The sequence below is a fragment of the Halpernia sp. genome, from assembly GCF_048269545.1.
GTDB lineage: Bacteria > Bacteroidota > Bacteroidia > Flavobacteriales > Weeksellaceae > Halpernia.
In genome coordinates this window covers 16,595-41,518 of sequence record NZ_JBLXIJ010000005.1, presented here as the reverse complement: position 1 = coordinate 41,518, position 24,924 = coordinate 16,595, and the positions used below count along the sequence as shown (strand labels likewise).

At 30.6% G+C, this 24,924-nt stretch carries 29 protein-coding genes and 1 tRNA gene; 26 read left to right on the top strand and 4 right to left on the bottom strand.

Annotated features, from left to right (window positions below):
- The first annotated feature begins 32 nt into the window (after positions 1–32).
- Together ACN0WB_RS07740 and ACN0WB_RS07735 are read left to right on the top strand one after the other, a co-directional pair.
- The gene (locus ACN0WB_RS07740) at positions 33–677 is read left to right on the top strand and encodes an alpha/beta hydrolase (protein WP_417430508.1); all 645 of its coding nucleotides are present in this window, start codon (positions 33–35) and stop codon (positions 675–677) included.
- Between the two features lie 21 nt (positions 678–698).
- Positions 699–935, top strand: coding sequence for a hypothetical protein (locus ACN0WB_RS07735; RefSeq protein ID WP_417430506.1), 237 nt, complete (start codon positions 699–701; stop codon positions 933–935).
- 165 nt (positions 936–1,100) lie between these two features.
- Here the strand turns inward: ACN0WB_RS07735 and folP are convergent, their stop codons facing one another.
- Positions 1,101–1,946 (bottom strand): dihydropteroate synthase, encoded by an 846-nt coding sequence (folP, locus tag ACN0WB_RS07730; protein WP_417430504.1) that lies wholly within the window; start codon positions 1,944–1,946, stop codon positions 1,101–1,103.
- 110 nt (positions 1,947–2,056) lie between these two features.
- On the opposite strand from folP, the gene ACN0WB_RS07725 reads away from it, so the two are divergent.
- The 19 genes from ACN0WB_RS07725 (at position 2,057) to ACN0WB_RS07635 (ending at position 18,232) form a co-directional block, all read left to right on the top strand.
- The gene (locus tag ACN0WB_RS07725) at positions 2,057–2,617 is read left to right on the top strand and encodes a DUF1599 domain-containing protein (RefSeq protein WP_417430502.1); all 561 of its coding nucleotides are present in this window, start codon (positions 2,057–2,059) and stop codon (positions 2,615–2,617) included.
- Positions 2,618–2,675: 58 nt separating this feature from the next.
- Positions 2,676–3,032 (top strand): four helix bundle protein, encoded by a 357-nt coding sequence (locus ACN0WB_RS07720; protein ID WP_417430500.1) that lies wholly within the window; start codon positions 2,676–2,678, stop codon positions 3,030–3,032.
- 58 nt (positions 3,033–3,090) lie between these two features.
- Positions 3,091–4,173: a BT_3928 family protein gene (locus ACN0WB_RS07715; RefSeq protein ID WP_417430686.1), complete on the top strand. Its 1,083-nt coding sequence runs from the start codon at positions 3,091–3,093 to the stop codon at positions 4,171–4,173.
- Positions 4,174–4,178: 5 nt separating this feature from the next.
- A complete protein-coding gene (locus ACN0WB_RS07710) occupies positions 4,179–4,529 on the top strand; it encodes a TerB family tellurite resistance protein (protein WP_417430498.1) in 351 nt (116 codons plus the stop codon).
- A gap of 4 nt (positions 4,530–4,533) precedes the next feature.
- On the top strand, positions 4,534–5,292 hold the full coding sequence (gene tpiA, locus ACN0WB_RS07705; RefSeq protein WP_417430496.1) for a triose-phosphate isomerase: 759 nt from the start codon (positions 4,534–4,536) through the stop codon (positions 5,290–5,292).
- A 1-nt stretch (position 5,293) separates the two neighbouring features.
- Positions 5,294–6,310 (top strand): quinolinate synthase NadA, encoded by a 1,017-nt coding sequence (nadA, locus tag ACN0WB_RS07700; RefSeq protein ID WP_417430494.1) that lies wholly within the window; start codon positions 5,294–5,296, stop codon positions 6,308–6,310.
- Positions 6,311–6,370: 60 nt separating this feature from the next.
- Complete coding sequence (gene folB / locus ACN0WB_RS07695) at positions 6,371–6,730, top strand: dihydroneopterin aldolase (RefSeq protein ID WP_417430492.1); 360 nt, start codon at positions 6,371–6,373, stop codon at positions 6,728–6,730.
- 152 nt (positions 6,731–6,882) lie between these two features.
- Positions 6,883–8,250 carry a DUF4403 family protein gene (locus ACN0WB_RS07690; protein WP_417430490.1) on the top strand — a complete coding sequence of 456 codons (1,368 nt, stop codon included), beginning with the start codon at positions 6,883–6,885 and terminating at the stop codon, positions 8,248–8,250.
- 74 nt (positions 8,251–8,324) lie between these two features.
- Positions 8,325–8,398 (top strand) — tRNA-Cys (locus ACN0WB_RS07685).
- Positions 8,399–8,529: 131 nt separating this feature from the next.
- On the top strand, positions 8,530–9,057 hold the full coding sequence (locus ACN0WB_RS07680; protein WP_417430488.1) for a glycine zipper domain-containing protein: 528 nt from the start codon (positions 8,530–8,532) through the stop codon (positions 9,055–9,057).
- Positions 9,058–9,107: 50 nt separating this feature from the next.
- On the top strand, positions 9,108–10,730 hold the full coding sequence (locus ACN0WB_RS07675) for an LIC_10190 family membrane protein (protein WP_417430486.1): 1,623 nt from the start codon (positions 9,108–9,110) through the stop codon (positions 10,728–10,730).
- A gap of 62 nt (positions 10,731–10,792) precedes the next feature.
- Complete coding sequence (gene aroC, locus ACN0WB_RS07670; RefSeq protein ID WP_417430484.1) at positions 10,793–11,854, top strand: chorismate synthase; 1,062 nt, start codon at positions 10,793–10,795, stop codon at positions 11,852–11,854.
- Positions 11,854–12,417 (top strand): thioredoxin family protein, encoded by a 564-nt coding sequence (locus ACN0WB_RS07665; RefSeq protein WP_417430482.1) that lies wholly within the window; start codon positions 11,854–11,856, stop codon positions 12,415–12,417. Before aroC ends, ACN0WB_RS07665 begins: the two co-directional genes overlap by 1 nt.
- A gap of 1 nt (position 12,418) precedes the next feature.
- Positions 12,419–12,976: a TlpA family protein disulfide reductase gene (locus ACN0WB_RS07660; RefSeq protein ID WP_417430480.1), complete on the top strand. Its 558-nt coding sequence runs from the start codon at positions 12,419–12,421 to the stop codon at positions 12,974–12,976.
- Between the two features lie 52 nt (positions 12,977–13,028).
- On the top strand, positions 13,029–13,358 hold the full coding sequence (locus ACN0WB_RS07655; RefSeq protein ID WP_417430478.1) for a YkvA family protein: 330 nt from the start codon (positions 13,029–13,031) through the stop codon (positions 13,356–13,358).
- Between the two features lie 123 nt (positions 13,359–13,481).
- The gene (locus tag ACN0WB_RS07650; RefSeq protein WP_417430476.1) at positions 13,482–14,378 is read left to right on the top strand and encodes a DMT family transporter; all 897 of its coding nucleotides are present in this window, start codon (positions 13,482–13,484) and stop codon (positions 14,376–14,378) included.
- A gap of 9 nt (positions 14,379–14,387) precedes the next feature.
- Positions 14,388–15,470, top strand: coding sequence for a PorV/PorQ family protein (locus ACN0WB_RS07645; RefSeq protein ID WP_417430474.1), 1,083 nt, complete (start codon positions 14,388–14,390; stop codon positions 15,468–15,470).
- A 174-nt stretch (positions 15,471–15,644) separates the two neighbouring features.
- Complete coding sequence (locus tag ACN0WB_RS07640; RefSeq protein WP_417430472.1) at positions 15,645–16,832, top strand: homogentisate 1,2-dioxygenase; 1,188 nt, start codon at positions 15,645–15,647, stop codon at positions 16,830–16,832.
- Between the two features lie 122 nt (positions 16,833–16,954).
- Entirely contained in the window at positions 16,955–18,232 is a 1,278-nt protein-coding gene (locus ACN0WB_RS07635; RefSeq protein ID WP_417430470.1) for an acetyl-CoA hydrolase/transferase family protein, read from the top strand.
- A gap of 81 nt (positions 18,233–18,313) precedes the next feature.
- On the opposite strand, the gene ACN0WB_RS07630 is transcribed toward ACN0WB_RS07635, so the two are convergent.
- Both ACN0WB_RS07630 and ACN0WB_RS07625 read right to left on the bottom strand, forming a co-directional pair.
- Positions 18,314–19,147 (bottom strand): arsenite methyltransferase, encoded by an 834-nt coding sequence (locus tag ACN0WB_RS07630; protein ID WP_417430468.1) that lies wholly within the window; start codon positions 19,145–19,147, stop codon positions 18,314–18,316.
- Positions 19,148–19,158: 11 nt separating this feature from the next.
- Positions 19,159–19,488 (bottom strand): ArsR/SmtB family transcription factor, encoded by a 330-nt coding sequence (locus tag ACN0WB_RS07625; RefSeq protein ID WP_417430466.1) that lies wholly within the window; start codon positions 19,486–19,488, stop codon positions 19,159–19,161.
- A 186-nt stretch (positions 19,489–19,674) separates the two neighbouring features.
- On the opposite strand from ACN0WB_RS07625, the gene hppD reads away from it, so the two are divergent.
- The 5 genes from hppD (at position 19,675) to ACN0WB_RS07600 (ending at position 24,072) form a co-directional block, all read left to right on the top strand.
- Positions 19,675–20,805, top strand: a complete 1,131-nt coding sequence (gene hppD / locus ACN0WB_RS07620) for a 4-hydroxyphenylpyruvate dioxygenase (RefSeq protein WP_417430464.1) — start codon at positions 19,675–19,677, stop codon at positions 20,803–20,805.
- 46 nt (positions 20,806–20,851) lie between these two features.
- Positions 20,852–21,313, top strand: a complete 462-nt coding sequence (locus tag ACN0WB_RS07615) for a hypothetical protein (protein ID WP_417430463.1) — start codon at positions 20,852–20,854, stop codon at positions 21,311–21,313.
- 81 nt (positions 21,314–21,394) lie between these two features.
- Positions 21,395–22,645, top strand: a complete 1,251-nt coding sequence (gene fahA, locus ACN0WB_RS07610; protein ID WP_417430461.1) for a fumarylacetoacetase — start codon at positions 21,395–21,397, stop codon at positions 22,643–22,645.
- 87 nt (positions 22,646–22,732) lie between these two features.
- Positions 22,733–23,149 carry a GxxExxY protein gene (locus ACN0WB_RS07605; RefSeq protein ID WP_417430460.1) on the top strand — a complete coding sequence of 139 codons (417 nt, stop codon included), beginning with the start codon at positions 22,733–22,735 and terminating at the stop codon, positions 23,147–23,149.
- A 101-nt stretch (positions 23,150–23,250) separates the two neighbouring features.
- Positions 23,251–24,072, top strand: a complete 822-nt coding sequence (locus ACN0WB_RS07600) for a flavin reductase family protein (protein WP_417430458.1) — start codon at positions 23,251–23,253, stop codon at positions 24,070–24,072.
- 2 nt (positions 24,073–24,074) lie between these two features.
- Here ACN0WB_RS07600 and ACN0WB_RS07595 read toward each other — a convergent pair whose 3' ends face one another.
- Positions 24,075–24,920, bottom strand: coding sequence for an alpha/beta hydrolase family protein (locus ACN0WB_RS07595; RefSeq protein WP_417430456.1), 846 nt, complete (start codon positions 24,918–24,920; stop codon positions 24,075–24,077).
- Positions 24,921–24,924 lie beyond the last annotated feature (4 nt).

Below are 24,924 nucleotides of genomic sequence, written 5' to 3'. Positions count from 1 at the left end.
AATTAACTTTAATGTCTTAAAAGTTTCAAAAATTGCCAAAAACACTTTTCATAATCAGCGGTCTTGGTGCAGATGAACGGATGTTTCAAAGATTGGATTTTTCAGGATTTAATCCCATTTATTTAAAGTGGATTAAACCAAAAAAAAATGAAACTATAGCAAATTATGCCACAAGATTAAAAGAACAAATCACCGAAGAAAAACCCATTATTTTTGGACTTTCACTTGGTGGAATGATGGCTGTAGAAATTGCAAAACAAATCCCGACAGGAAAAATAATTTTACTTTCTTCCATTATTAATATGAAAGAACTTCCACTTTTATACAGACTTTCTGCTTTTTTGAGTTGGCATAAATTAATACCAAAGCAACTTTACAAACAAACAAATCCATTTATTCATTGGCTTTTTGGTGCAAAAACTTTGCAAGATAAAAAGTTATTAAAAGAAGTTTTGCGAGACACAGATTTGGATTTTGTAGTTTGGGCAATAGATGAAATTATAAATTGGAAAAACCAGTTTGTTCCCAAAAATCTACACAGAATCCACGGAACTAAAGATTTTCTTTTGCCAATTAAAGTTTCACCTCCCGATTTTAGAATAGAAAACGGAAGTCATTTGATGGTTTTAAACAGAGCTGAAGAAGTTTCTCTTGCATTAAAATCAATATTAAATTAATTTTGCGGAAACTCAATTTTGATGAAAATTATAGAAATAAAAGCGACACCATTTTTTGAATTGATAAAGTTAAAAGGCCAATCAATGTGGGATATTTTTGCGCAAATGATTGATGGCGAAGAAAAAGAATTGGTGTTTTTAGATGATGAAAATAAACCACTTTTTCATTTTATTTTACCAAAAAAATTAGAAGAATTAAAGGAAATTCAGAAAGAATTCGCAAAAGAATACTCAGATAAAATCGCTGGATTCAACTAATTTTTCAATTTCTATTCTCGCGCGAATTTGGCATATTTTATTTCCAACTTTGTCATTCCGAAGGAATCTAAGCAGCCTAGATTCCTACGGAATGATAAAAACTATTCTTAAAAATAGATTTAAATCTCGTCATCAGCAAAATCTGCGAGAGCAATTTTTAAGAATTTATTTACTGAAAATCTCAATCGTTTTTCTTGCTTCTGCAACATCATGAACTCTCAAAATTTTAGCCCCTTTTTCCAAACATTTTAAATGTAATTTCTGAGTTTCTTCATTAATTTCCAACGGCGATTTATTTAAAGATTTATAAATAAAAGATTTCCGTGAAATTCCAATTAATAAAGGATTTAAAGCAAAATTGAGATATTCTAATTCATCAATTAATTGAAATTGTTGTTCCGCTGTTTTTCCAAAACCAAAACCTGGATCTAATATATAATCTGTAATTCCATAAGATTGCAATTCTAAAATCTTTTCAGAAAAGAAATAATTTAAAGTCAAAACCAAATCTTGATGCTCGATTTTTTCGTGCATTTTAGAATATTCCGAATGATTGTGCATCAAAACATATGGCAATTTTAATTTCCCTACAGTTGCTAAAAGTTGTGAATCATAATTTCCAGCAGAAATATCATTAACCAAATCTATTCCTTCATTAAAACCAAATTCTACAACTTCAGAATAAAAAGTATCCAAAGAAAGTAAGATTTCCGGAAATTCTTTTTTAGTTTTTGAAATTAAATTCCCTATTCTTTCAATTTCTATTTTAGCAGAAATAAATTCAGCATTTGGACGTGTAGATTGCCCTCCAATGTCAATAAAATCTGCACCTTCAGAAATCATTTTTTCGACTTGTTTTAAAGCCGATTTTTCATCAAAAAATTCTCCTCCGTCAGAAAAAGAATCTGGTGTAAGATTTAAAATTCCCATTATTTTGGGTTGATTTAAATCGACTAATTTACCGTTGCAATTAACAGAATGAAACGGTTTTTGAACTACTGAAATCATCATTCAAATTTAGGAATTAAATTATAATTTTTTCATATTTAACTTTACAACTAAACGATTTTACAACTTTAAAATTTTAAATTTTCACTATATTTGAAGCACCAAGAAATTTTATGCAAAATACCCAGTTACAATTTTCGCAAATCATCAATAATTGCCGCGAACTTTTTGAAAAAAAATTGAAGGATTACGGAGCAGCGTGGCGCGTTTTGCGACCAAGTTCAATTACCGATCAAATCTATATAAAAGTCAATAGAATTAGAACTTTGCAGATGACAGATATTCAAATGATTGAAGAAACTGAAGAAAGTGAATTTATTGCGATTGTGAATTATTCCATTATTGGTTTAATCCAATTAGAGAAAGGTTTTAGTGAAAATTTGGATGAATCTCCCAAAGAAATTCTGAAGTTGTATGATTTCTACGCAAAAGAAGCAACCGAATTAATGCAGAAAAAAAACCACGATTACGGCGAAGCGTGGCGCGAAATGCGGATTTCTTCGATTACAGATTTGATATATCAAAAAGTTTTGCGAACAAAACAAATCGAAGACAACAACGGAAAAACTTTAGTTTCAGAAGGATTAGATGCTAATTATTTTGATATTTTAAACTACGCTGTTTTTTGTTTGATAAAAAAGATGGAGGTTGGAAGTGAGAAGATTGAAGAATGAGAATGGAAGTTTGCAGTTGGAGATTTAAAAAGAATAATTAATTTTAATGTAATATCGAATGAGTTTTAAATTCGAAAAACTAATAATTTGGCAAAAATCAATGGATTTTGGAGAAGAGATTTATGAAATTTCTAATATTTTTCCAAAAGATGAAATGTTTAATTTGGTTTCTCAAATCAGAAGAGCGGTAGATTCTATTGCATTAAATATTTCGGAAGGTTCTATTTTACAGTCAACATTAGAGTTTAAAAAATTTTTAGGTTATTCCATTCGGTCATTAGCCGAAGTTGTAACATGTTTGTATAAAGCAAAAAATAGAAATTATATTTCAGAAGAAAAATTTAATAAATTATATAACGAATCCTTTCATTTAATGAATCAAATAATCGGTTTTAGAAATCAATTAAAAGACTAAAATATGCGCAATTTTGTATACTTCCTACATCTATCTTCCAACTTCCATCTATAAAATTATGTTTAAAAATATTTTACGCATAATTGTCGGATTAATTTTCATTGCTTCTGGATTTGTAAAAGCAGTTGATGTGGTTGGTTTTTCTTTTAAATTAGAAGAATATTTTGCACCATCGGTTTTTAATATTCCTTTTTTAGAAAAATTTTCTTTGGCTCTTGCAATTTTTGTTGTGGTTTTAGAGTTAATTTTAGGCTTATTATTAGTCTTGAAAATTAGTTTGAAATGGACGCTTAATTTTCTAATTCTATTATGTATTTTCTTTGCATTTCTCACTTTTTATTCGGCTTATTTTAAAGTTGTAACAGACTGTGGTTGCTTTGGTGATGCGATTAAATTCACGCCTTGGCAAAGTTTCGGGAAAGACATTATTCTATTATGTGCGCTCTTAGTTTTGTATTTTCTCTATAGAAAAAATTTTAATGACACAACAATTAAAACTTTAAAATGGACAAGTTTTGGCTCTTTAAGTTTTCTCTTTGCAGTAATTATTTATTTCGGCGTAAAACACGAACCAATTATCGATTTTCGCGATTACAAAATAGGAACGGATTTAAAAGCTGAAAAAGCAAAAATCGTCGCAGATCCTGCAGAATTTAAAACCTTTTATTCTTTAAAAAATAAAAAAACTGGTGAAATTTTAAAAGTGAATCAAGACGATTATATTTCAAAGAATTATTGGCAAAATCCAGATTGGGAAATAGAAAAAGAAAAAACAAGTTCTGAAATTGTAAAGCAAGGTTACGATTCAGAAATTGCAAAATTTAAAATTGAAAATGAAACTGGAAATGACATTTCAGACGAAATTTTGAATGCTCCAAAAGCAATTTTAATTTTTTCTTACAATCCAGATGAAATGAAAACCTCAAATTTAGAAGCAGCAATTCAAAAAATATCGTTAAATAAAGACGCGCTAATTTATGGTATTTCTACAAAACCAAATACTTTTAAAAATATCAAAAACGGATTAATGGACGGAACCGCAATCAAAACAATTGCGAGAAGTAATCCATTTATATTAACTTTACAAAACGGAAAAATTATAGGAAAATCTTCTGTGGAAGATTACTTAAATAAAAATTAAAAAAAATGAATAAATCAAATAAATCCATCGCTGGATATCATCTCTTAATGATTTTGTCTTCTGTAGATTTTGAATTTGCACCTGAAGAAGGACTTTTAATTCAAGAATATTTAGCAGAAGAATTTCCCTTTAAAATGAATTTGGACAATGAATTAGACGTTATTGCAACGTTACAACCAGAAGAATGGAAAGATCATTTTGAATTTCACGCGCGGTGTTTTTACGATGATTCCACAGAAAAAGAAAGAAAAGATTTTTTAAAGTTTGCGAAAAATCTAATTAAAATTGATGATGAAGTGACGGAAAGAGAACATCAATTTTATATGTTGATGAAAACCATTTGGAAATTAAATTAAAATTATGAGAAAAAATATTGTCGCCGGAAACTGGAAAATGAATTTAAATTATTCAGATGCACAACGTTTGATGTATCAACTTTTAGAATACAAAAAAAATAATAAAACCAACTGTGAAGTTTTTATTGCGCCGCCAAGTTTGTATCTCACAATGGCAAAAGACCTTTTTGAAAATGGTGAAATTGCAATATTCGCACAAGACGTTTCTGAGCACAATTCTGGCGCTTTTACAGGAGAAATTTCTGTAGATATGATTCATTCAATTGGTATTAATGGAAGTTTAGTTTCCCACTCTGAACGCAGATTATACCACGGCGAAACCGATTCTAATGCAAATATTAAAATCAAAAATTTATTAAATAAAAATTTGACACCGATTTATTGCAATGGTGAAAATCTAGAACAAAGAAAAAACGGCGATTACTTAGAAGTCGTTGGAAATCAAACAAAAACAGCCTTATTCACACTTTCTGCGGAAGAGATTAAAAAAGTAATAATTGCTTATGAACCAGTTTGGGCAATCGGAACTGGCGAAACCGCGACTGCAGATCAAGCGCAAGAAGTTCACGCTTTTATTAGAGATTTAATTGCGAGCAAATACGGAAAAGAAACAGCCGATGAAATTTCAATTTTATACGGCGGTTCTGTGAAACCAGATAATGCCAAAGAAATTTTCTCAAAACCCGATGTTGATGGCGGATTAATTGGAGGCGCTGCTTTAAAAATAGACGATTTTTCTAAAATTATTGAAGGATTTAATTAAGATGAAAAACACATTAGAAGACGCAAAAGCAACACTTCCTGTTCATGGATTTTTGAAATTTAAAGATTTTGATATTCCAAAAGGAGAAGATTTGGTGAAAGCCATTTTGGATTTAAAAAAAGAAAAAAACGCCATTATTTTGGCGCATTATTACCAAACTGCGGATATTCAAGATATTGCAGATTTCCTTGGAGATTCTTTGCAATTGGCGCGAGAAGCAAAAAATACAAATGCAGATATGATTGCTTTTTGTGGCGTTCATTTTATGGCTGAAGCGGCGAAAATTTTAAATCCTACGAAAAAAGTAGTTTTACCAGATTTACAAGCCGGTTGTTCACTTGCAGATGGTTGTAGCGGCGAAGGTTTGCGGGAAATGCGCGCAAAACATCCGAATGCGTTAATCGCAACTTACATTAATTGTAATGCGGAAACTAAAGCGGAATCCGATATTATTGTGACGAGTTCAAACGCCGAACATATCATAGAATCTTTGCCAAAAGACCGTCCTTTAATTTTCGCGCCAGATAAGAATTTAGGGAAATATCTAATGAAAAAAACCGGCAGAGAAATGATTTTGTGGGACGGAAGTTGCATCGTTCACGAAGCATTTTCTATGGAAAGAATTGCAAAACAATTGGCGGAAAATCCCGGCGTAAAATTGATTGCGCATCCTGAATCTGAAACGCCAGTTTTAGAATTAGCTCATTTTATTGGTTCCACTTCTGCACTATTAAATTATGTTGAAAAAGATGATTGTCAAAAATTTATTGTCGCCACAGAAGAAGGAATTTTACACGAAATGAGAAAACGTGCACCGCACAAAGAACTCATTCCTGCGCTTATTTTTGACGAAAGTTGCAACTGTTCTGAATGTTTTTATATGAAGCGCAACACTTTAGAAAAACTCTATTTGTGTATGAAATATGAATTGCCAGAAATCACGATGGACGAAGAATTGCGTTTGAAAGCCTTGAAACCGATTGAAGCGATGTTGGAAATGAGTAAAAGTATTAAATAAATTTACATTTAACCTTGTTAAAATTTAAAATCTTGACGTGGAATTTAACAATTATGTTTAATGACTTCCAAAATCCTCTTTGAAAACCTAAAAATCTACGCTTATCACGGCGTTTTACCAGAAGAAAAAATTCTAGGGACTTACTATATTTTAAATGTAGAAATTCATGCAGATTTATCAAAAGCCAAAGAATCTGATGATTTAAAAGACACCATTAATTATGCCGAAGTTAATGATATTCTTCATTCTGAAATGGCAATTCCTTCCCAACTTCTAGAACACGTTTGCGGTAGAATTATTAAAAAAATAAAAAATAATTTTCCGCAGATTACGTTTATAAAAGTGAAATTAACCAAAACCAATCCACCAATGAAAGGCGAAATGGGCGGCGTAAGTGTGGAAATGGAAAATAGATTTTAGATTTTAGATTTTAGATTTTAGATTTTAGATTTTAGAAAAATAAAATTTTTACATTAAAATTTGGGTCATTTGTGTTTAAATCATAAAATATTCGTGTTATTTGTGTTAAAAATTTCAAGAACAGTAATTCCATTTGTGTTTAAATCCAACCAATGAAGAAATCATTTTCAATTATTTTCCTCGTTTTCAGTATTTTAAGTTTTGCGCAAACAGCAGAAATATTTCCAACTTACACTTTCCCGAAAATAAAATCCAGCATTACGATGCCGGTTAAAATTCCATTAAGTGAAATAAGTTCAATGGTAAATTCTTCGGTGAAAGATTTAATTTATGAAGATAATTCTTACGATGACAACAACAATGACCAATTTAAAGTAAAAGTCTGGAAAACAAAAGACATCAGAATTGTCGGTGGAACAAATAATAATTTATTAATTGCCGTTCCATTAAAAATTTGGGCAGAAAAAGGCATCGGAACTTTGGGCGTTTACACTTATCAAAACACCACTTTTGAAACCGTGATGTTTTTCAACACACAATTGACGGCAAATAACAACTGGACCATTTCCACAAAAACAACTGCAAATGGTTTTCAATGGGTTACGAAACCAGTTTTAGATTATGGCAGAATAAAAATCCCGATTACTTCTTTAGTGGAAAATAGTTTGAAAGAACAGCAAACGAAATTTTGCTCTACAATCGATGAACAAATGACAACTCAACTCAATTTTCAGCAACTCGCAATTACCGCGTGGAACTTGTTTTCAGAGCCATTTGAAATTTCTCAAGATTATAAAACTTGGTTGAAAATTACGCCTTTAAGTGTCAATTTAACACCATTAAAATTCTATGGAAATGAAATTCAAACGAACATTGGTTTGGATGTTTATTCAGAAACTTTCACTGGTTTAAAACCCGAAAACTCACCAAATGTAGGTGCAATTGCTAATTTTAATTTCGTTCCAAGATTGCAGAATCATTTTAATTTAAATACCACCGCAAATATTCCGTACGACGAAGCCACAAAAATTGCAGAGCAAACTTTTTTAAATAAAAAATACGATTTTAGAGAAGGAAAATCTTCAATTACAATTACTGGAATTAAAGTTTATGAAAGTGATGAAAGATTAATGATAGAAGCAGAAACCACAGGAACTGTGAACGGAACTTCCTTTATTTCTGGAATACCGATTTATAATGAAGTGAAACATAAAATAGTTTTAAGCGACACAAAATTTAAATTAAAAACCAGCAATATTTTCCAAAAAACTTTGACATTTTTATTTCAAAAAAAAATTACTAAAATGATTGAAGACGAATACGGAATCCCAACTTCAGACTTAGAATTAAGTTCAAAAAGCAGTATCGAAGAGGCTTTTAATAAAGAGTATTATAAAGGTTTGAAAATCAGCGGTAAAGTTTTTAAATTAAAACCAACCCAAATTCTTCTAACACCAAATGGAATTACAGCCGTTATTTTAACCGAAGCCACATTGCAATTAAAAGTGCAGGGAATGTAATTTTTTTTATAAAATTTTTATAAAATTTTCTTTCAGAAAAATATTATGTTATATTTGCACTCCTTTAAAAAAATGGTTTCGTGGCCGAGTGGTTAGGCAGTGGTCTGCAACACCATCTACAGCGGTTCGAATCCGCTCGAAACCTCCAAAACAAGTTATTGATTTTCAATAGCTTGTTTTTTATTAAAAATCAAAAATTTCAACTTTAACTTTTCTTTAACACTACTTTGGTTTCAGTATTGAAAGTAACTATATATTATTAATTGAAATCTCAAAATTATGAAAAAGATAATGTTAGTTGGTTTAGTTTCTTTATTAAGTTTTACAGCTTGTAAGAAAGAAAATACAGAAACCACAAAAAGTTTAGCTGATCAAAAAATAGAATTTCAAACGCGACAATTAGAAATTGAACGTCAAAAATTAGGAATCCAAAAAGAACAACTGGTTTACGAACAACAGAAAAAAGCAGATAGTATTAAAGCTTTAGAAACAAAAAAAGCTGCTGTTGCAAGATCTTATCCACAACCTGTGAGAACAAGAACAGTTTATGTTGATAATACGCCGCGAAATAATTCAAATTCAGGGAATTCTACTGCAAATGCGCCCGTTGCGCAGAAAAAAGGATGGAGTTCTGCTGCAAAAGGAACCGTAATTGGAACCGTTGGTGGAGCTGCAGCTGGAGCCATAATTGCTAAAAAAAATAGAGCTTTAGGAGCGGTAATTGGTGGCGTTGTTGGAGGAGCAACTGGTTATACAATTGGTAGAGCAAATGACAGAAAAACTGGAAGAGTTCAACCGAAAAAATAAATTTATAAAATATTTATAAAAAGATTGCTTATTTTTAAGCAATCTTTTTTATGCTTTATATTTTCTTTTCATTATTAATTTTATTACCTGCACTCTCTGGAATTGGGAAATTATTTAATTATAATTTTGGTGAATTATTGAGTGGTTTTTCGGGTTATTTATTTTCTGGGATTTTAGTTTCTACCTTTTATTTTTGCATTATTTCCTTCTTCTTTCCTCTAAATATTTTTTTAGAAATTTCAACAATTTTAATAGGTTTAACTTCTTTTTTCTACTTTAAATTATGGAAAGAATTATGGATTTTTCTTAAATTAAATTATCGTATTTTTTCAATAGTCACAGCAATAATCTTACTTTTCGGAAGTTTTTATCCTTTTATTTTAGACCATTTTGGGTATTATGTTCCAACAATAAAATGGCTTTCAGAAATTGGTTTATCAAAAGGAATTTCAAATTTAGATTTACTTCTGGGGCAAATGTCTTTTTGGCATTTTTTAGAAGCTGGATTTTCCCATTTTACAGATCTTTATTTGAGGTTAAATACTGTTTTAATGGTATTTTATTTAATTTTTATTTTAGAAAAAAAATCTTGGTTTCATTTTCTATTTTTTCCCGTTTTACTTTTATTTACACAATCTCCCAGTCCAGATTTGCCCGTAATTATTTTATCCTTAATTATTTTAAATGAAATATTAATCGGTAATAAAAACTCAAAATTATTATTCGCACTTTCCATTTTTGTTTTTGCTATAAAACCAACCATGATTTGGGTACCAATTTTCACTTTACTCTACTCTATTTTCTTTTTAAAATCAAAATTAAAATTTATCTTTTTAGGTTCAATTATTTTTCTACTTTTTATTATTAAAAACCTTTACACATTTGGTTTTCCAGTTTTTCCCATTTCTATTTTAGATTTTAATTTAAGTTGGAAACCGAACGCAGAATTATTAAAAATTTCTTCAGAAACTGCGATTCAAAAAACTTATGACATGCAATATTCTGTGGTGCAAATAAGTCAATTTTCAACTTCGGATTATGTGAAAAATTGGTTATTTTTAAATGGAATAAAGTCTGTAATTCATTGGAGCTTTCTTATTTTAATTTTAATTTTTACCCTATTTGCATTTAAGAAAAATAAAAAAATAATTTATTTTCTTTGGATTTCTATTTTACTTAAAAGCATTCTAGTTATTTTATTTTCAGCGCAATACCGTTTTTTTATTGATGTTTTTTTTGTAATATTTTTCATTTTATTTTATCAAATATTCACTAAAAATTTTATTTTAATAACATCCGCAATCTTAACTTCAATTTCATTCACGGTTTTAAGTTTTCCACAACTATTACAAAAATATATTCCAAGTTTTAAATTAGGTTATTTTATGTCGGGAATTTCTAAAGATCAATTTTTAAAACCTGCACAATTTAAATTAAATAATTTCTCAACTCATCAAATTGGAAATCTAAAATTTAATGTGGTAAAAGATTATCCTTTCTCTTTTGACACGCCAATTCCTGCGATTTCTCCCGAATTTTTAAAAGAAGATTTCGATGCCGGAATTTTCCCACAAATGATTTCTAATGATTTAAAAGATGGTTTTGTTTGGAAAAAATTAACTATTCAACAACATCAACAATTAAAATTAATTCTGAAAGATTTAGGCTATTAAAAATCAGGTTTTTATCTTTTTTAAAGAATTAATTATGCAAAAAATTATCTTAAATTTGTACTATGTTCAATTTAGGAAACTTTCTTACACTTTCTACTTTCGGTGAAAGTCACGGCGAAGCTTATGGCGGAATTTTAAACAATTTTCCAGCAGGTTTAGAAATCAATTTTGATGAGATTCAAAAACAATTAGACCGTAGAAAACCAGGTCAATCTTCGATTGTTACCCAAAGAAAAGAAAGTGATACCGTAAAATTTTTATCGGGAATTTTTGAAGGAAAATCAACTGGAACACCGATTGGTTTTTTAGTGCCTAATGAAAATCAAAAATCAAAAGATTACGATCATATTTCACAATATTACAGACCGTCACACGCAGATTTTACTTATGATAAAAAATTTGGAATTAGAGATTTCCGCGGAGGCGGAAAATCTTCTGCGCGAGAAACTTTAAATTGGGTAATTGCCGGAAGTTTAGCCAAACAACTTTTGCCAAAAGAGATTAAAATAAACGCTTACGTTTCATCAGTTGGCGATATTTTTTGTGAAAAATCATATCAAGAATTAGATTTTTCTAAAATTGATTCTAATGATGTTCGTTGTCCAGATGCGGAAACTGCAGAAAAAATGATTTCCAAAATTAAAGAAATAAAAAAAGAAGGAAATACAATTGGTGGAACAATTACCTGTGTTTTACAAAATGTTCCAGTTGGAATTGGCGAACCCGTTTTTGGAAAATTACAAGCTGAATTAGCAAAGGGAATGATGAACATTAATGCTGCAAAAGGTTTTGAATACGGAAGCGGATTTTGTGGCGCAAGAATGACCGGCGCAGAACACAACGACCAATTCAGCGAAGACGGAACTACAAAAACAAATCTTTCCGGTGGAATTCAAGGTGGAATTTCTAATGGAATGGACATTTATTTCCGTGTGGCTTTTAAACCCGTTGCGACAATTTTACGACCACAAGAAAGTATCGATAAAGAAGGAAATAAAGTAACTGTGGAAGGAAAAGGAAGACATGATCCTTGTGTTTTACCAAGAGCAGTTCCAATTGTAGAAAATTTAGCCGCTTTTATTATAGCAGATTTATATTTAATAAATAAAATAAGAAAATTTTAATGAAAAATTATTGGCAAAACGCCCTAAGTTTTGAAGAATATCTCAAAGTTGCGGAAGAAAGATTCCTTAGTAATCCGGATAAAAATGATGAACATCAAGCATATTATGAATTGGGACTTCAACGGATTAACCGAACTTTAAAAACTTTTAAAGTTGATGAAGAACAACTTTCTGAACTAAAAAATAAAAGTTTTAAAGGAAAAGTTTTAATCATTTCCGAACCGTGGTGTGGCGATGCAAGTGCGACAGTTCCTGCAGTTTCTGAATTTTTTGAAGCAGCCGGAAATGAAGTTAGAATATTTTTAAGAGATTCTGACACATCATTAATCGACCAATTTTTAACCAATGGTGGAAGAGCAATTCCAATTGTGCTTTTATTAAATGAAGATTTATCAGTGAAAAATGTTTGGGGACCAAGACCAAAATACGGCACAGAATTATTAAAAAAATATAAGCAAAATCCAGAAACTTATACTGTAGAGGAATTTCACAATGACTTGCAAGTTTACTATGCAAAAAACCGTGGAAAAGATACAATCGACGAGATTTTAAATCTATTATAAAATGAAATTTTTGAAGAAAAATATTTTTTATTTATTGTTAACTGCTTTTATGATTGCGGTTTTCACTATTCCTAAATTTGGTGATTTTGTTCGTGGACAAATTTTAATGAGTCCATCTATCAGCAAAGTTGAAAGTGAAATTACTTTTTCTGACGCCGATTATAATCTTGCGTTAAAAGGAATAAATGTTCCAGATGCGAATTTAAAAGACTTCAAAAACGAAACAGTTTTTCTAAATTTTTGGGGAACTTGGTGTCCTCCGTGTCGCGCGGAATGGCCGTCAATTCAGAAATTGCATGATGCAAAAAATGGAAAAATGAAATTCGTGCTTATTGCGATGCAAGATAAAGAAGAGGATATTCGGAAATTTTTAAAAGAAAATAATTACAACGTTCCGGTTTATGTGGCGCAAAGTCCTTTAACTGAAAAATTATTACCAAGCGTTTTTCCGACAACTTATATTTTAGGAAAAGGAGGAAGAATTTTACAAAAGGAGGATGGCTCAAAAGATTGGAATTCCAAAAACGTTTCAGAGTTTATTGATAATGTAACAAAATAAATTTTAGATTTATTGGAATAGATTTTGCAAATAAGTTAAAAATTTATATAAAATGTCATCAAAAATAAACTTAGCAATCGAAGCTTTTAAGCATAAAGGTTTCATTAGTAAATTACCAACTATTGCGAGAATGTTAAATTCAATTCGCAAAAGACAATACAAACCGGAAATCAAGAATCTAATTATTCCAGGCGCTGTTTTGTTATACATTCTTTCGCCCATCGATATTATTCCAGATTGGATTCCTGTAATTGGTGTGATGGACGATTTGGCTTTGGTTGCACTTGCAATTCCTTTGCTGATAAAAGAAACTGAACGTTTTTTAGCGTGGGAAAATGAGAAATCAAATAATAAAGTGATAGATGCGAAAATAGTATCGTAAATAATTTATAACTTTTTAACTTTAAACATTCTGATAAAATTGGAATGTTTTTTTTGTTTAATTTTTCACTTAATTAAATTTAAAGTTGCTAATTAAAAGAGAAATTTTGAATAGTTTTGCAAAGTGAAAAATCAACTTTATAAATCCTCGATTTTTAGGCTCCATTTAATTGTATTTTTATGGGGTTTTACGGCTATTTTAGGTAAACTAATTCACACGGAAGCAATGGCTTTGGTTTTTTTTAGAATGCTTTTCGCTGCCATTTTTCTTTATGTATATATCAGATTTATTAAAAAAAGAAGTTTGCATGTTTCAAAGAAAATTTTATTTCAACTCTTCGGAATTGGCGGTTTGATGGCTTTTCATTGGTTATGCTTTTTTTATTCCATCAAAGTTTCTAATGTTTCCATCGCACTTTCTTGTCTCGCACTTTCTACTTTATTTGCATCTATTTTAGAACCAATTATATTTCGTCGGAAAATTGACATCGCCGAAGTCATCATTGGTATAATCATCGTAGTTTGTATTTCAGTTATTTTTCAAGCAGAACTCCATTATAAACTGGGAATTATTGCAGGAATTTTGTGCGCTTTCTTTGGAACTTTATTTTCAGTTTTAAACGGAAGAATGTTTGGCAAAACCAATTCTGGAAATATTATTTTTTACGAAATTTTTGGCGGTTGGTTATTAATTTCTTTAGTCTTTTTAGCAACTGGAACAATTTTCACTTTTCACGAAATAAGTTATAGAGATTTAGCGTTATTAACTTTATTGGCAAGCGTTTTTACAGCTTTTCCGATGTTTGAATCAGTAAATTTAATGAAGTACATTTCTCCATTTACCTTAATTTTAACGGTAAATATGGAGCCAGTTTATGGGATTATTTTTGCTTATTTTATTTTTGGAGAATCAGAACATATGAGTCCGATTTTTTATATTGCTTCTTTAATTATGATCTTATCAATTGTTGCAAATGGAATTATCAAAGCCAGAAAGAAAAAATTAGAAACTGCGGTTTAATAACAGTTAATGAAGAAAAATTTACTTTTAACTCTTTTCTTTTGTGGATGTATTTTGCAGGCACAAATTATCCGTAAATATTCCAATGAATTTCTAAATATCGGAGCAGGCGCAAGAGGTTTAGGAATGGGCGGTGCGGTAATTTCTAATCAAAATGATGTTTATTCTCCAATGTGGAATCCTGCAGGTTTAATGACGATCGACAGAGATTACCAAGTTGCAGCGATGCATGCAGAATATTTTGAAAGTATTGCAAAATATGATTACATCGCTTATGCAAAACCTTTAGATAGTAAAAATGGTGTTTTTGCCGTTTCAATTATTCGTTTGGGAGTTGATAACATTTTAAATACCACACAATTAATTGACAGCGAAGGAAATATTGATTACGATAAAATCACTAGTTTTTCCGCGTCAGATTACGCCGCGCTAGTTTCTTTCGCATTTCATCCAGGAGGAAATCAGAGGTTAGATTTGGGAGTCAATGCAAAATTAGTTTATCGGAATATTGGAAAATTTGCTTCTGGTTATGGTTTTGGTTTTGACATTGGTGCAATTTATCACGCAGAAAATGGAATTAATTTTGGCGGAATGTTGCGAGATGCAACAACTACAGTTAATTTTTGGACAGTTAATCAAAATGAATTATCCACCGTTGTAAATGGGCAAGAATTTAATCCTGCGCCAAAGGATAAATTGGAAATTACAATGCCAAAATTAAATATCGGTGCAAGTAAAAACTTCGATCTCAACCGTGATTTATCTTTATTGCCTGAAGTTGGAATTAATGTAGATTTTGCAAAAACTGCTGCTTTAATTTCCACAGATTTCGCAAGTATTACGCCTTACGCAGGTGCAGAATTAAAATTTCAGGATTTAATTTTTGTGAGAGTTGGTGTAAATCGTTTTCAAAGTATTACAGATATCGAAAGTTTAAAACGAAAAGTTTCCTTTCAACCGAGCGCAGGAATTGGCATCAAATACCGCGGTTTAACTTTAGATTACGCCATCACAAATTCTGGAATTGGCGGTAGTAATTTTTATTCTAATTTCTTTTCTTTGAAATTGGATATGGGAGATTTCCGGAATTAAAAGTTTTTAAATAATCTATTTACAATTTTTTATCATTCCGAAGGAATCTATATTGTTTAGATTCCTTCGGAATGACAAAGACTCTTTTTAAAACTTATTACTCTTTAATATTATTGAATATTTTCTTTAAATTTTTAATTTTTCGTAACTTTACCTAAATCAAAAAGTAAAGTTATGAGTTACGTTCATCAAGGTAAAATTCCACCAAAAAGACATACCATTTTCAAATCTGAAGAAGGCAATTTCTATTACGAACAACTTTTTGGAACAGAAGGTTTTCACGGGATTTCCTCTTTGCTTTACCATTTAGAAAGACCAACGCAAATAAAATCCATCGGCGAACCAAAAGATGTTTCACCAAAAATTGCCGTGGCAAAAAACGTAACTCCGCGAATGTTTAAAGGAATGAATGTTTCACCAGAATCCGATTTTCTCGACAGCCGAAAAGTACTTTTGGTAAATAATGATTTAAAAATGGGTTTGGCAAAACCACAAAATTCCACAGAATATTTCTATAAAAATGCAGAATGTGATGAGTTACTTTTCGTGCATGAAGGAACTGGTATTTTAAAAACTTTTATCGGAAATCTTACTTTTTCAAAAGGTGATTATTTAATAATTCCAAGAGGAACGATTTACAAAATACATTTTGATACCAAAGAAAATGTCTTTTTTTTCTTAGAAAGTCACTCTCCAATTGTTACTCCCAAACGCTATAGAAATGAGTCTGGACAATTATTAGAACATTCTCCATTTTGCGAAAGAGATATTGAAACCCCAATTTTACAAGAACCAATAAAAGAAAAAGGCGATTTTTTAATTAAAGTAAAAAAACAAAATCAGATTACTGATTTTATTTACACAACGCATCCTTTTGACGTTGTCGGTTGGGACGGTTATTTTTACCCCTATAAATTTAATATTAAAAATTTCGAACCAATTACGGGAAGAATTCATCAACCGCCGCCTGTTCATCAGAATTTTGAAGGACATAATTTTGTCGTTTGTTCTTTTGTGGCAAGAATGTATGATTATCATCCGCAGTCAATTCCGGCGCCGTATAATCACTCAAACATAGATTCTGACGAAGTTTTGTTTTACACGGAAGGCGATTTTATGAGCAGAAATCACATTGATTTAATGGATTTCACTTTGCATCCAGGAGGAATTGTTCACGGACCGCATCCAGGAGCGATGGAACGAAGTATTGGTAAAAAATTTACTGACGAATTTGCAGTGATGGTTGATCCTTTTAGACCGTTTCAAATTACTGAAGAAGCGATGAAAGTGGAAGATCCAACTTATAAAATCTCTTGGTTAGACGAACCGGAAAATGATATCAAAGATAGATTGATGGAGTAATTCCCTATTTTAAATTAAAAAAACATACTTTTTTTTAATGGAGATTGACATAAATCACACCTCGTAATTTCTTTTCGATTTTTTTAAATTGTACTTTTACTTTACAATAAAAATTGATACAGATGTTAAATTATGTAAGTGCAGAAGAAGCCGTTTCAGTTATAAAAAGTGGCGACAGAATATTTTCTCATGGAAGTGCGTGTACACCTAATTTATTAATCGACGAATTGGCAAAACAATCATCTCGATTAAAGAAAGTGGAGTTCGTTTCCATTACGCAACAAGGAAATGTAGAAATCGCTAAACCGCAATACAAAGATTCTTTTTTCATCAATTCACTTTTTGTTTCAACACCGGTTCGTGAAGCTGTAAATTCTGAACGAGGCGATTTTGTTCCCGTTTTTTTGAGTGAAATTCCAACATTATTTAAAAATGGAATTTTACCTTTAGATGTCGCAATGATTACAGTTTCACCGCCAGATAAACACGGTTATTGCACTTTGGGAACTTCTGTAGATGTTGCGCGAGGTGCGATTGATACAGCGAAATTAATTATTGCACAAGTCAATCCAAAAATGCCAAGAACTCACGGTGAAGGAATGATTCACATTTCTAGAATCCACAAAATGGTATGGCATGAAGAAGAACTTTTAACTATAGATTATGGCGCAAAAGTAACTGAAACAGAAATGGTAATCGGTAAAAATATTGCAGAATTAATTGATGATAAAAGCACTTTGCAAATGGGAATCGGAACGATTCCAGATGCGGTTTTACGTTGTTTAAATAATCATAAAGATTTAGGTGTTCATACCGAAATGATTAGTGACGGAATTGTAGATTTAGTTGCAAACGATGTAATAAATAATAAATTTAAAGGCACTCATCTAAACCGAACAATTACAAGTTTTGCGTTTGGAACAAAAAAATTATACGATTATATTAATGACAATCCCTCATTTGAATTTATGGATGTAGAACACGTGAATTATCCCATTAATATTATGAAAAATAAGAAAATGGTCGCTATAAATTCTGCTATTGAAATAGATTTAACAGGACAAGTTTGCGCAGATTCTATCGGTACTTTTCAGTTTAGCGGCATTGGCGGACAAATGGATTTCATGCGTGGTGCGGCTTTAAGTCCAGGTGGAAAACCAATTATTGCAATTTCTTCTCGCACTAAAAAAGGTATTCCGAGAATTGTTCCATTTTTGAAACAAGGAGCAGGAGTTGTTACAACGCGCGGTCACATGCATTATGTGGTGACAGAATTTGGAGTTGCTTATTTATACGGGAAAAATTTATTGCAAAGAGCAAAAGCTTTAATTGAAATTTCTCATCCAGACGACAGAGAAATGTTGGAAAAAGCAACTTTTGAACGTTTTAAATTGTCATAATTAAATTAAATTTAAAAGTAAAAGAACCTCTCCTCATTTAGAAGAGAGATTCTTTTTTAATAAAAATATTGAAACATATTTTTAACAACAATTTGTTCCGCAACAATCTCCAACTTTTTCTGCAAAAACGGTGATGCTGAAAATAATATTTTTATTAGAATTGTAAATCTCTATATCTTCCGCAGAAAGATAATTTTTTAAAATATCATCCGGAATTACAATTGGTTTTTCTTTCTGAATAATCATATTTTTAAAACCTGCTTCTCTAATTATTTTTAAATAATCATCTTTTTGGATCGCACTCGCAACGCAACCTGCATACATTTCTGCAGCGTTTTTTATACTTTCTGGTAAATCTCCTGTCAAAACAATATCCGAAATACTGAAATGTCCCCCATTTTTTAAAATTCTAAAAACTTCTGCAAAAGCTTTTGGCTTATCTGGAACCAAATTCATTACACAATTACTCACAACTACATCTGCAATATTGGATGTCATTGGGATTTTCTCAATATCACCTAAACGAAATTCAACATTATTAAATCCTAATTTTTCCGCATTATTTCTGGCTTTTTCTACCATTGCTTCCGTAAAATCTATTCCAATCACTTTTCCATTTTCGCCCGTTTCATGTCTGGCTACGAAACAATCATTTCCAGCGCCACTTCCCAAATCTACAACAGTATTTCCTTTTTTTATTTTGGCAAATTCTGTCGGCAAACCGCAACCTAATTTTAAATCTGCGTCTGCATTATAACCTTCAAGATTATCATAATCATCGGTCATAATGTTATAAACTTCTGTGCTACAACCGCCGCTTCCACAGCAAGAACTTGCATTTGTATCTTGGTTTTGCAAAGCAATTTCACTGTATTTTTGCTTTACCATTTCTTTTATTTCTTCGTTATTTGTCATAATTATTTATTTTAACAGCAATTGCTGGTTTTTAAGATTTGAGCGGAAATTCCATTAATAAAATTTTTAATTTTCTCTAATGTATTTTCATTAATGCAGTAACAAATGGAGTTTCCTTCAATATTTCCTTTAATTAATTTTGCATTTTTTAGTTCCTTTAAATGTTGAGAAACTGTAGGTTGTGATAATGGCAATTCATTTACAATATCGCCACAGATACAAGTATTAACTGTTGCAAGATAATCTAAAATCGCAATTCTCGCCGGATGTCCTAAAGCTTTTGCAAGTATCGATATTTCGTTCTGTCTTTCTGTGTAATGTTCTGTTTTAGTTGCTCCCATTTTAATTAATAATTTAATATTGCAATATTACGATAATAAATTTAATTAATTTAAAAAAAATTCTAAAATTTTAGAAAAAAGAACAATTTCAGAAACTTATTAAATCTTAAATATTGAAATCAAGTTCTAAGCGAAAGATTCTGTTTTAATTGAATTTTTGTAAATTGCATTTCAAAATATAGAAAAATGTCCACACTTACTTTTGCCGAAAAAATAGCGCAAGCCGAAAATTTTTTACCAATTAATGGTACAGATTATTTAGAATTTTATGTCGGAAATGCGAAACAAGCCGCACATTATTACAAAACAGCATTTGGTTTTCAATCTTTGGCTTATTCCGGTCCAGAAACTGGAGTTCGTGATAGAGTTTCATATGTTTTACAACAAGGAAAAATAAAATTAGTTTTAACTTCAGGTTTAAATTCTGATTCACCAATTGTAGAACATCAAAGAAAACACGGAGATGGTGTGAAAATTTTAGCGCTTTGGGTAGATGACGCGTACAAAGCTTTTGAAGAAACTACCAAACGTGGTGGCAAAGTTTATATGGAACCGAAAACGATTTCAGATGAAAATGGCGAAGTGAAAATGGCGGGAATTTACACTTATGGCGAAACAGTTCACATGTTTATTGAAAGAAAAAATTATTCTGGTGAATTTATGCCCGGTTTTGTAAAATGGGAAAGTGATTATAATCCTTCTGAAACAGGACTTTTATATGTGGATCACTGCGTTGGAAATGTGGGTTGGAACAGAATGCTTCCTGTTGTAAAATGGTATGAAGATGTAATGGGATTTGTGAATATTTTATCATTTGACGATAAACAAATCAACACAGAATATTCTGCTTTAATGTCTAAAGTAATGAGCAATGGAAATGGATTTTCTAAATTTCCCATCAACGAACCTGCAGAAGGAAAAAGAAAATCACAAGTTGAAGAATATTTAGATTTTTACGAAGGAGAAGGCGTTCAACATATTGCAGTTGCAACAAAAGATATTATAAAAACGGTAACAGAATTAAAATCCCGCGGTGTAGAATTTCTTGGCGCTCCTCCCGAAGCTTATTATGACATGGTTCCAGAACGAGTGGGAAATATTGATGAAGACATCAAAAAATTACAAGATCTGGGAATTTTAATTGATCACGATGAAGAAGGTTATTTACTTCAAATTTTCACAAAACCAGTAGAAGATCGCCCTACTCTTTTTTATGAAATTATAGAAAGGCACGGTGCACAAAGCTTTGGAGCGGGAAATTTCAAGGCTTTATTTGAGGCTTTAGAAAAAGAACAAGAAAAAAGAGGTAATTTATAAACCAATTTCTAGCTGCATTTTTACTTCAATATTTAAAAGACTATTTATGAGAAAAATATTAGTAAGTGCATTTATATTATTTTCTTTTTGTCTGTTTTCTGCGCAGAATTTTAAATTGATAAATAAAATTCTAGATAAATTAGAAACGAATAATAAAAGTCAAAAAGAGTATGACAATTATAATTTAGAAGGAAAAAAGTTTTTCGTTTTAGTAGATGCTCCAGATCACTCAGAACGTCACATCATAGAGTTTTTAGCAGATAATAAAGTTCAAATTATTGAACTTATAGACGATAAAAAAATGGGAGATAATTTCTCTAATATTTTTAATGGTGATATTTTAAGAAAGCATAACAGTATTTCTGTTCGCGGAGATATTTTAGAAGGCAAAAAAATCCCAATTCCAAAAGTTTATAATTTACTTTTAAATTATTACAAAGGTTATTGGTATTTATTAGATATTAATACCGGCGAAAAATGGCTGGAAACGCATTATTTGGAAAAATAAATTATTAAAACTTTGCTTCAAATATGGAGCAAAGTTTTTTATTTTCGTAACTTTTAAAATTTAAATTTAACAAACATTTTTATGAAATCTTTTATACAATATTCTTCAGATTCAGATTTTTCAATTCATAATATTCCTTTTGGAGTAGCGGTTTTTAACAAAGAATATATCGCATGTTGCACAAGAATTGGTGATATGGTTGTAGATCTTGCAACTCTTTATGATTACGGTTTTTTAGATGAAATTGAAGGTTTAACAGAAAATTATTTTGAAGCTTATACTTTAAATGCCTTTATTGAATTGGGAAAACCAATTACAAACGCAGTTCGGATAAAATTACAAGAATTGTTTTCGGAAGGTTCTTCTTTGTCAAAAGATGAAAAAAGCATTTCCGATTGTTTTTTTGATTTAGATCAAGTACAAATGATGATGCCGGTTCACGTTCCAAATTACACTGATTTTTATTCAAGTATTGAACACGCGACAAATGTGGGCGCCATGTTTCGAGATCCAGAAAATGCACTTTTACCAAATTGGCGACATCTTCCAGTTGGATATCACGGAAGAGCTTCTTCCATCGTAATTTCTGGTGTAGAAATTTACCGTCCAAAAGGACAAACAAAACCGAAAGATGCGGTTTCACCAATTTTCGGTCCTTCTCAACAATTAGATTTTGAATTGGAAATGGGATTTATTGTCAATGAAAACACAGAAATGGGTGATTCAATTTCTGTAGAAAAAGCAGAAAATTCCATTTTCGGTTTGGTTTTATTTAATGATTGGAGCGCGCGAGATATTCAATCTTGGGAGTATGTGCCGCTCGGACCATTTTTAGGGAAAAATTTCGGTTCTTCTGTTTCACCTTGGATTGTAACTTTAGAAGCACTTGAACCTTTCAGAACATCTTCTCCAAAACAAGAACCAGAAGTTTTAGATTATTTAAAATTTAATGGTGACAAAAATTTTGATATTAATTTAGAAGTTTATTTAAAACCAGAAAACGGCGAAGAAAATCTAATTTCAGAAAGTAATTTCAAATATATGTATTGGAATATGGCGCAACAATTGGCGCATCACACCGTAAATGGTTGTAATGTGGAAGTTGGAGATTTATACGCTTCGGGAACAATTTCCGGGAAAGATAAAAATTCTTACGGTTCAATGTTGGAACTCACTTGGCGCGGAACAAATCCAATTAAATTAAAAGACGGAACAGAACGAAAATTCATCAATGATAATGATACGATTATTATGAAAGGTTGGGCGGAAAAAGATGGAATTCGTGTTGGTTTTGGTGAAGTTTTTGGACAGATTTTGGCGGCTAAAATTTAATTTTTTCAACACATTAGTTTTTCTCTTTTTTATTCTTTATTTTAGTAAACATAAGTACACATTAGTTTTAATTAAAATATTCTATAAATGGAAATTACACAGAAATATATTAATGAACTAACTTATAAGATTACAGGAGCTTGTATTGAAGTTCACAAAATTCTGGGACCTGGACTTTTTGAAAATGTTTATCATCAATGTTTGAAAAAGGAATTCGATTTATTAAATTTAAAAGCCAAATCAGAATTGGAAATTCCATTTAATTATAAAGGTGAAATTATTGATTGTAAAGTGAAATGTGATTTTTTAGTAGAAGATTTAATTGTTATTGAATTAAAATCTATTGTTGAATTTCATAATATTCATCGTGCTCAAACAATGAATTATATGAATCTATTAAAAGTTCCAAAAGCAATTCTTGTTAATTTCAATGTTAAAAATTTATATCATGATGGTCACGAAACTTTTGTAAACCAATACTTTAGTAAACTCCCGAAAAATTAAAAAATAAGAAATAAAAAATTAAAGATTTTTAAAAACTTATGTGCACTTATGTTGACTAAAATTATGCGCAAATAAAAAGAACTTATGTGATAAAAAATAATATGAAATCAATCAACCTAAAAGATCTCAATAATTTCGAACTTCAAACTTTGCTACAAACTGCAATCGCGCCGCGACCGATTGCTTTGGCTTCTACTATTGGAAAAAATGGAAATATCAATCTTTCTCCTTTTAGTTTTTTTAATATCTTTTCTTCAAATCCACCGGTTGTGATTTTTTCTCCCGCTAGAAGAGTTCGCGACAATACAACAAAACATACATTAGAAAATCTCCTGGAAGTTCCGGAAGTAGTGATTGGAAATGTAAATTTTGATATGGTACAACAAGTTTCTCTAGCTTCTACAGAATATGAAGAAAATGTTAACGAATTCATCAAAGCTGGTTTAACAATGAAAAAAGCAGATTTGGTAAAACCACCATTAATTGTTGAAAGTCCTGTAAATATGGAATGTAAAGTTTTAGAAATAAAACATTTAGGAAAAAAAGGTGGCGCAGGCAATTTAATTATTTGTGAGGTTTTGAAAGTTCATGTTCGTGAAGAATTTTTAGATGAAAATGAAAAATTAGACCAAACAAAACTTAATTTAGTTTCCAGATTGGGCGGAAATTGGTACGGAAAAACTTCACCAGAAACTTTGTTTCAAGTTCCTAAACCTTTGGTAACAAAAGGAATTGGTTATGATCAATTACCAAATGAAATTAAAAATTCTACAATTTTCACAGGAAATGATTTAGGAATGCTTGCAAATATTGAAGAACTTCCAAAAGGAAATTTTAGTTCAGATTTAGAAATTCATAAAAACGCGAGAACTTTACTTTTAGAAAGTAAAATTAATGAGGCTTGGGAAATTTTAAAAAAGTAATTTTAAAGAACGTAATGTAATTTATTTAAAAATTCTATCGCCGATTTAACCGCCAAATTCATTGGAACAGGAAGTTTAAAATCCGTCCACGGTTCTTTGGAATTAAAAGTGTGACCTGTGTTTTCAATTAATATTAAATCTGAATGTGTAATCCATTTTCTTAAATTTTCAGCGTTTGAAACCTCAACACTTTCATCATTTTTTCCATGGATAATTAATGTCGGAATCTTCAAAGATTTCGCCGCTTTTTGAACATTTAACCGTTCTTTAAATTCTAAATAATTATCTAAAAATTGAATTTTATGCGGCATTTGTTGTTTCGTTCTGCTATTATAAGTTTCGTAGATACCAGAATTTCTCCAATCTTCTAATTTTTTTCCCGTTACAAAACGATTCATAGAATCAACACTTGCGAATGTAATTAATGAAGTAATTCTATCATCTTCTGCTGCTTTCAAAATACAAATTCCACCGCCGCGACTGTGTCCAAGTAAAGTAATTTTAGAAGAATCCGCAGTTTGTAATTTAGAAACATAATCAATCACAATTTCTAAATCATCCAATTCTTGAATATAATTATTCTCTGAAAAAGCTTCAATATCAGTAAATTCTGAAGTATTTTCTAAACCAATACCGTTCATAGAAAAATTAAAACTCACAAATAAATAACCCGCTTTTGCAAATTTTTCTGCCATTAAATTCCACGCGCCCCAATCTTTAAAACCTTTATAGCCATGAGCAAAAATAACAATTGGTATCGCTTTGGAAGATTTTTTATAGAACTGTGTCGCTAAAAATTTTCTTCCTTTTTTATTGCTTAATTGATGTGTTTCTTTCAGAATTTCCATTGTA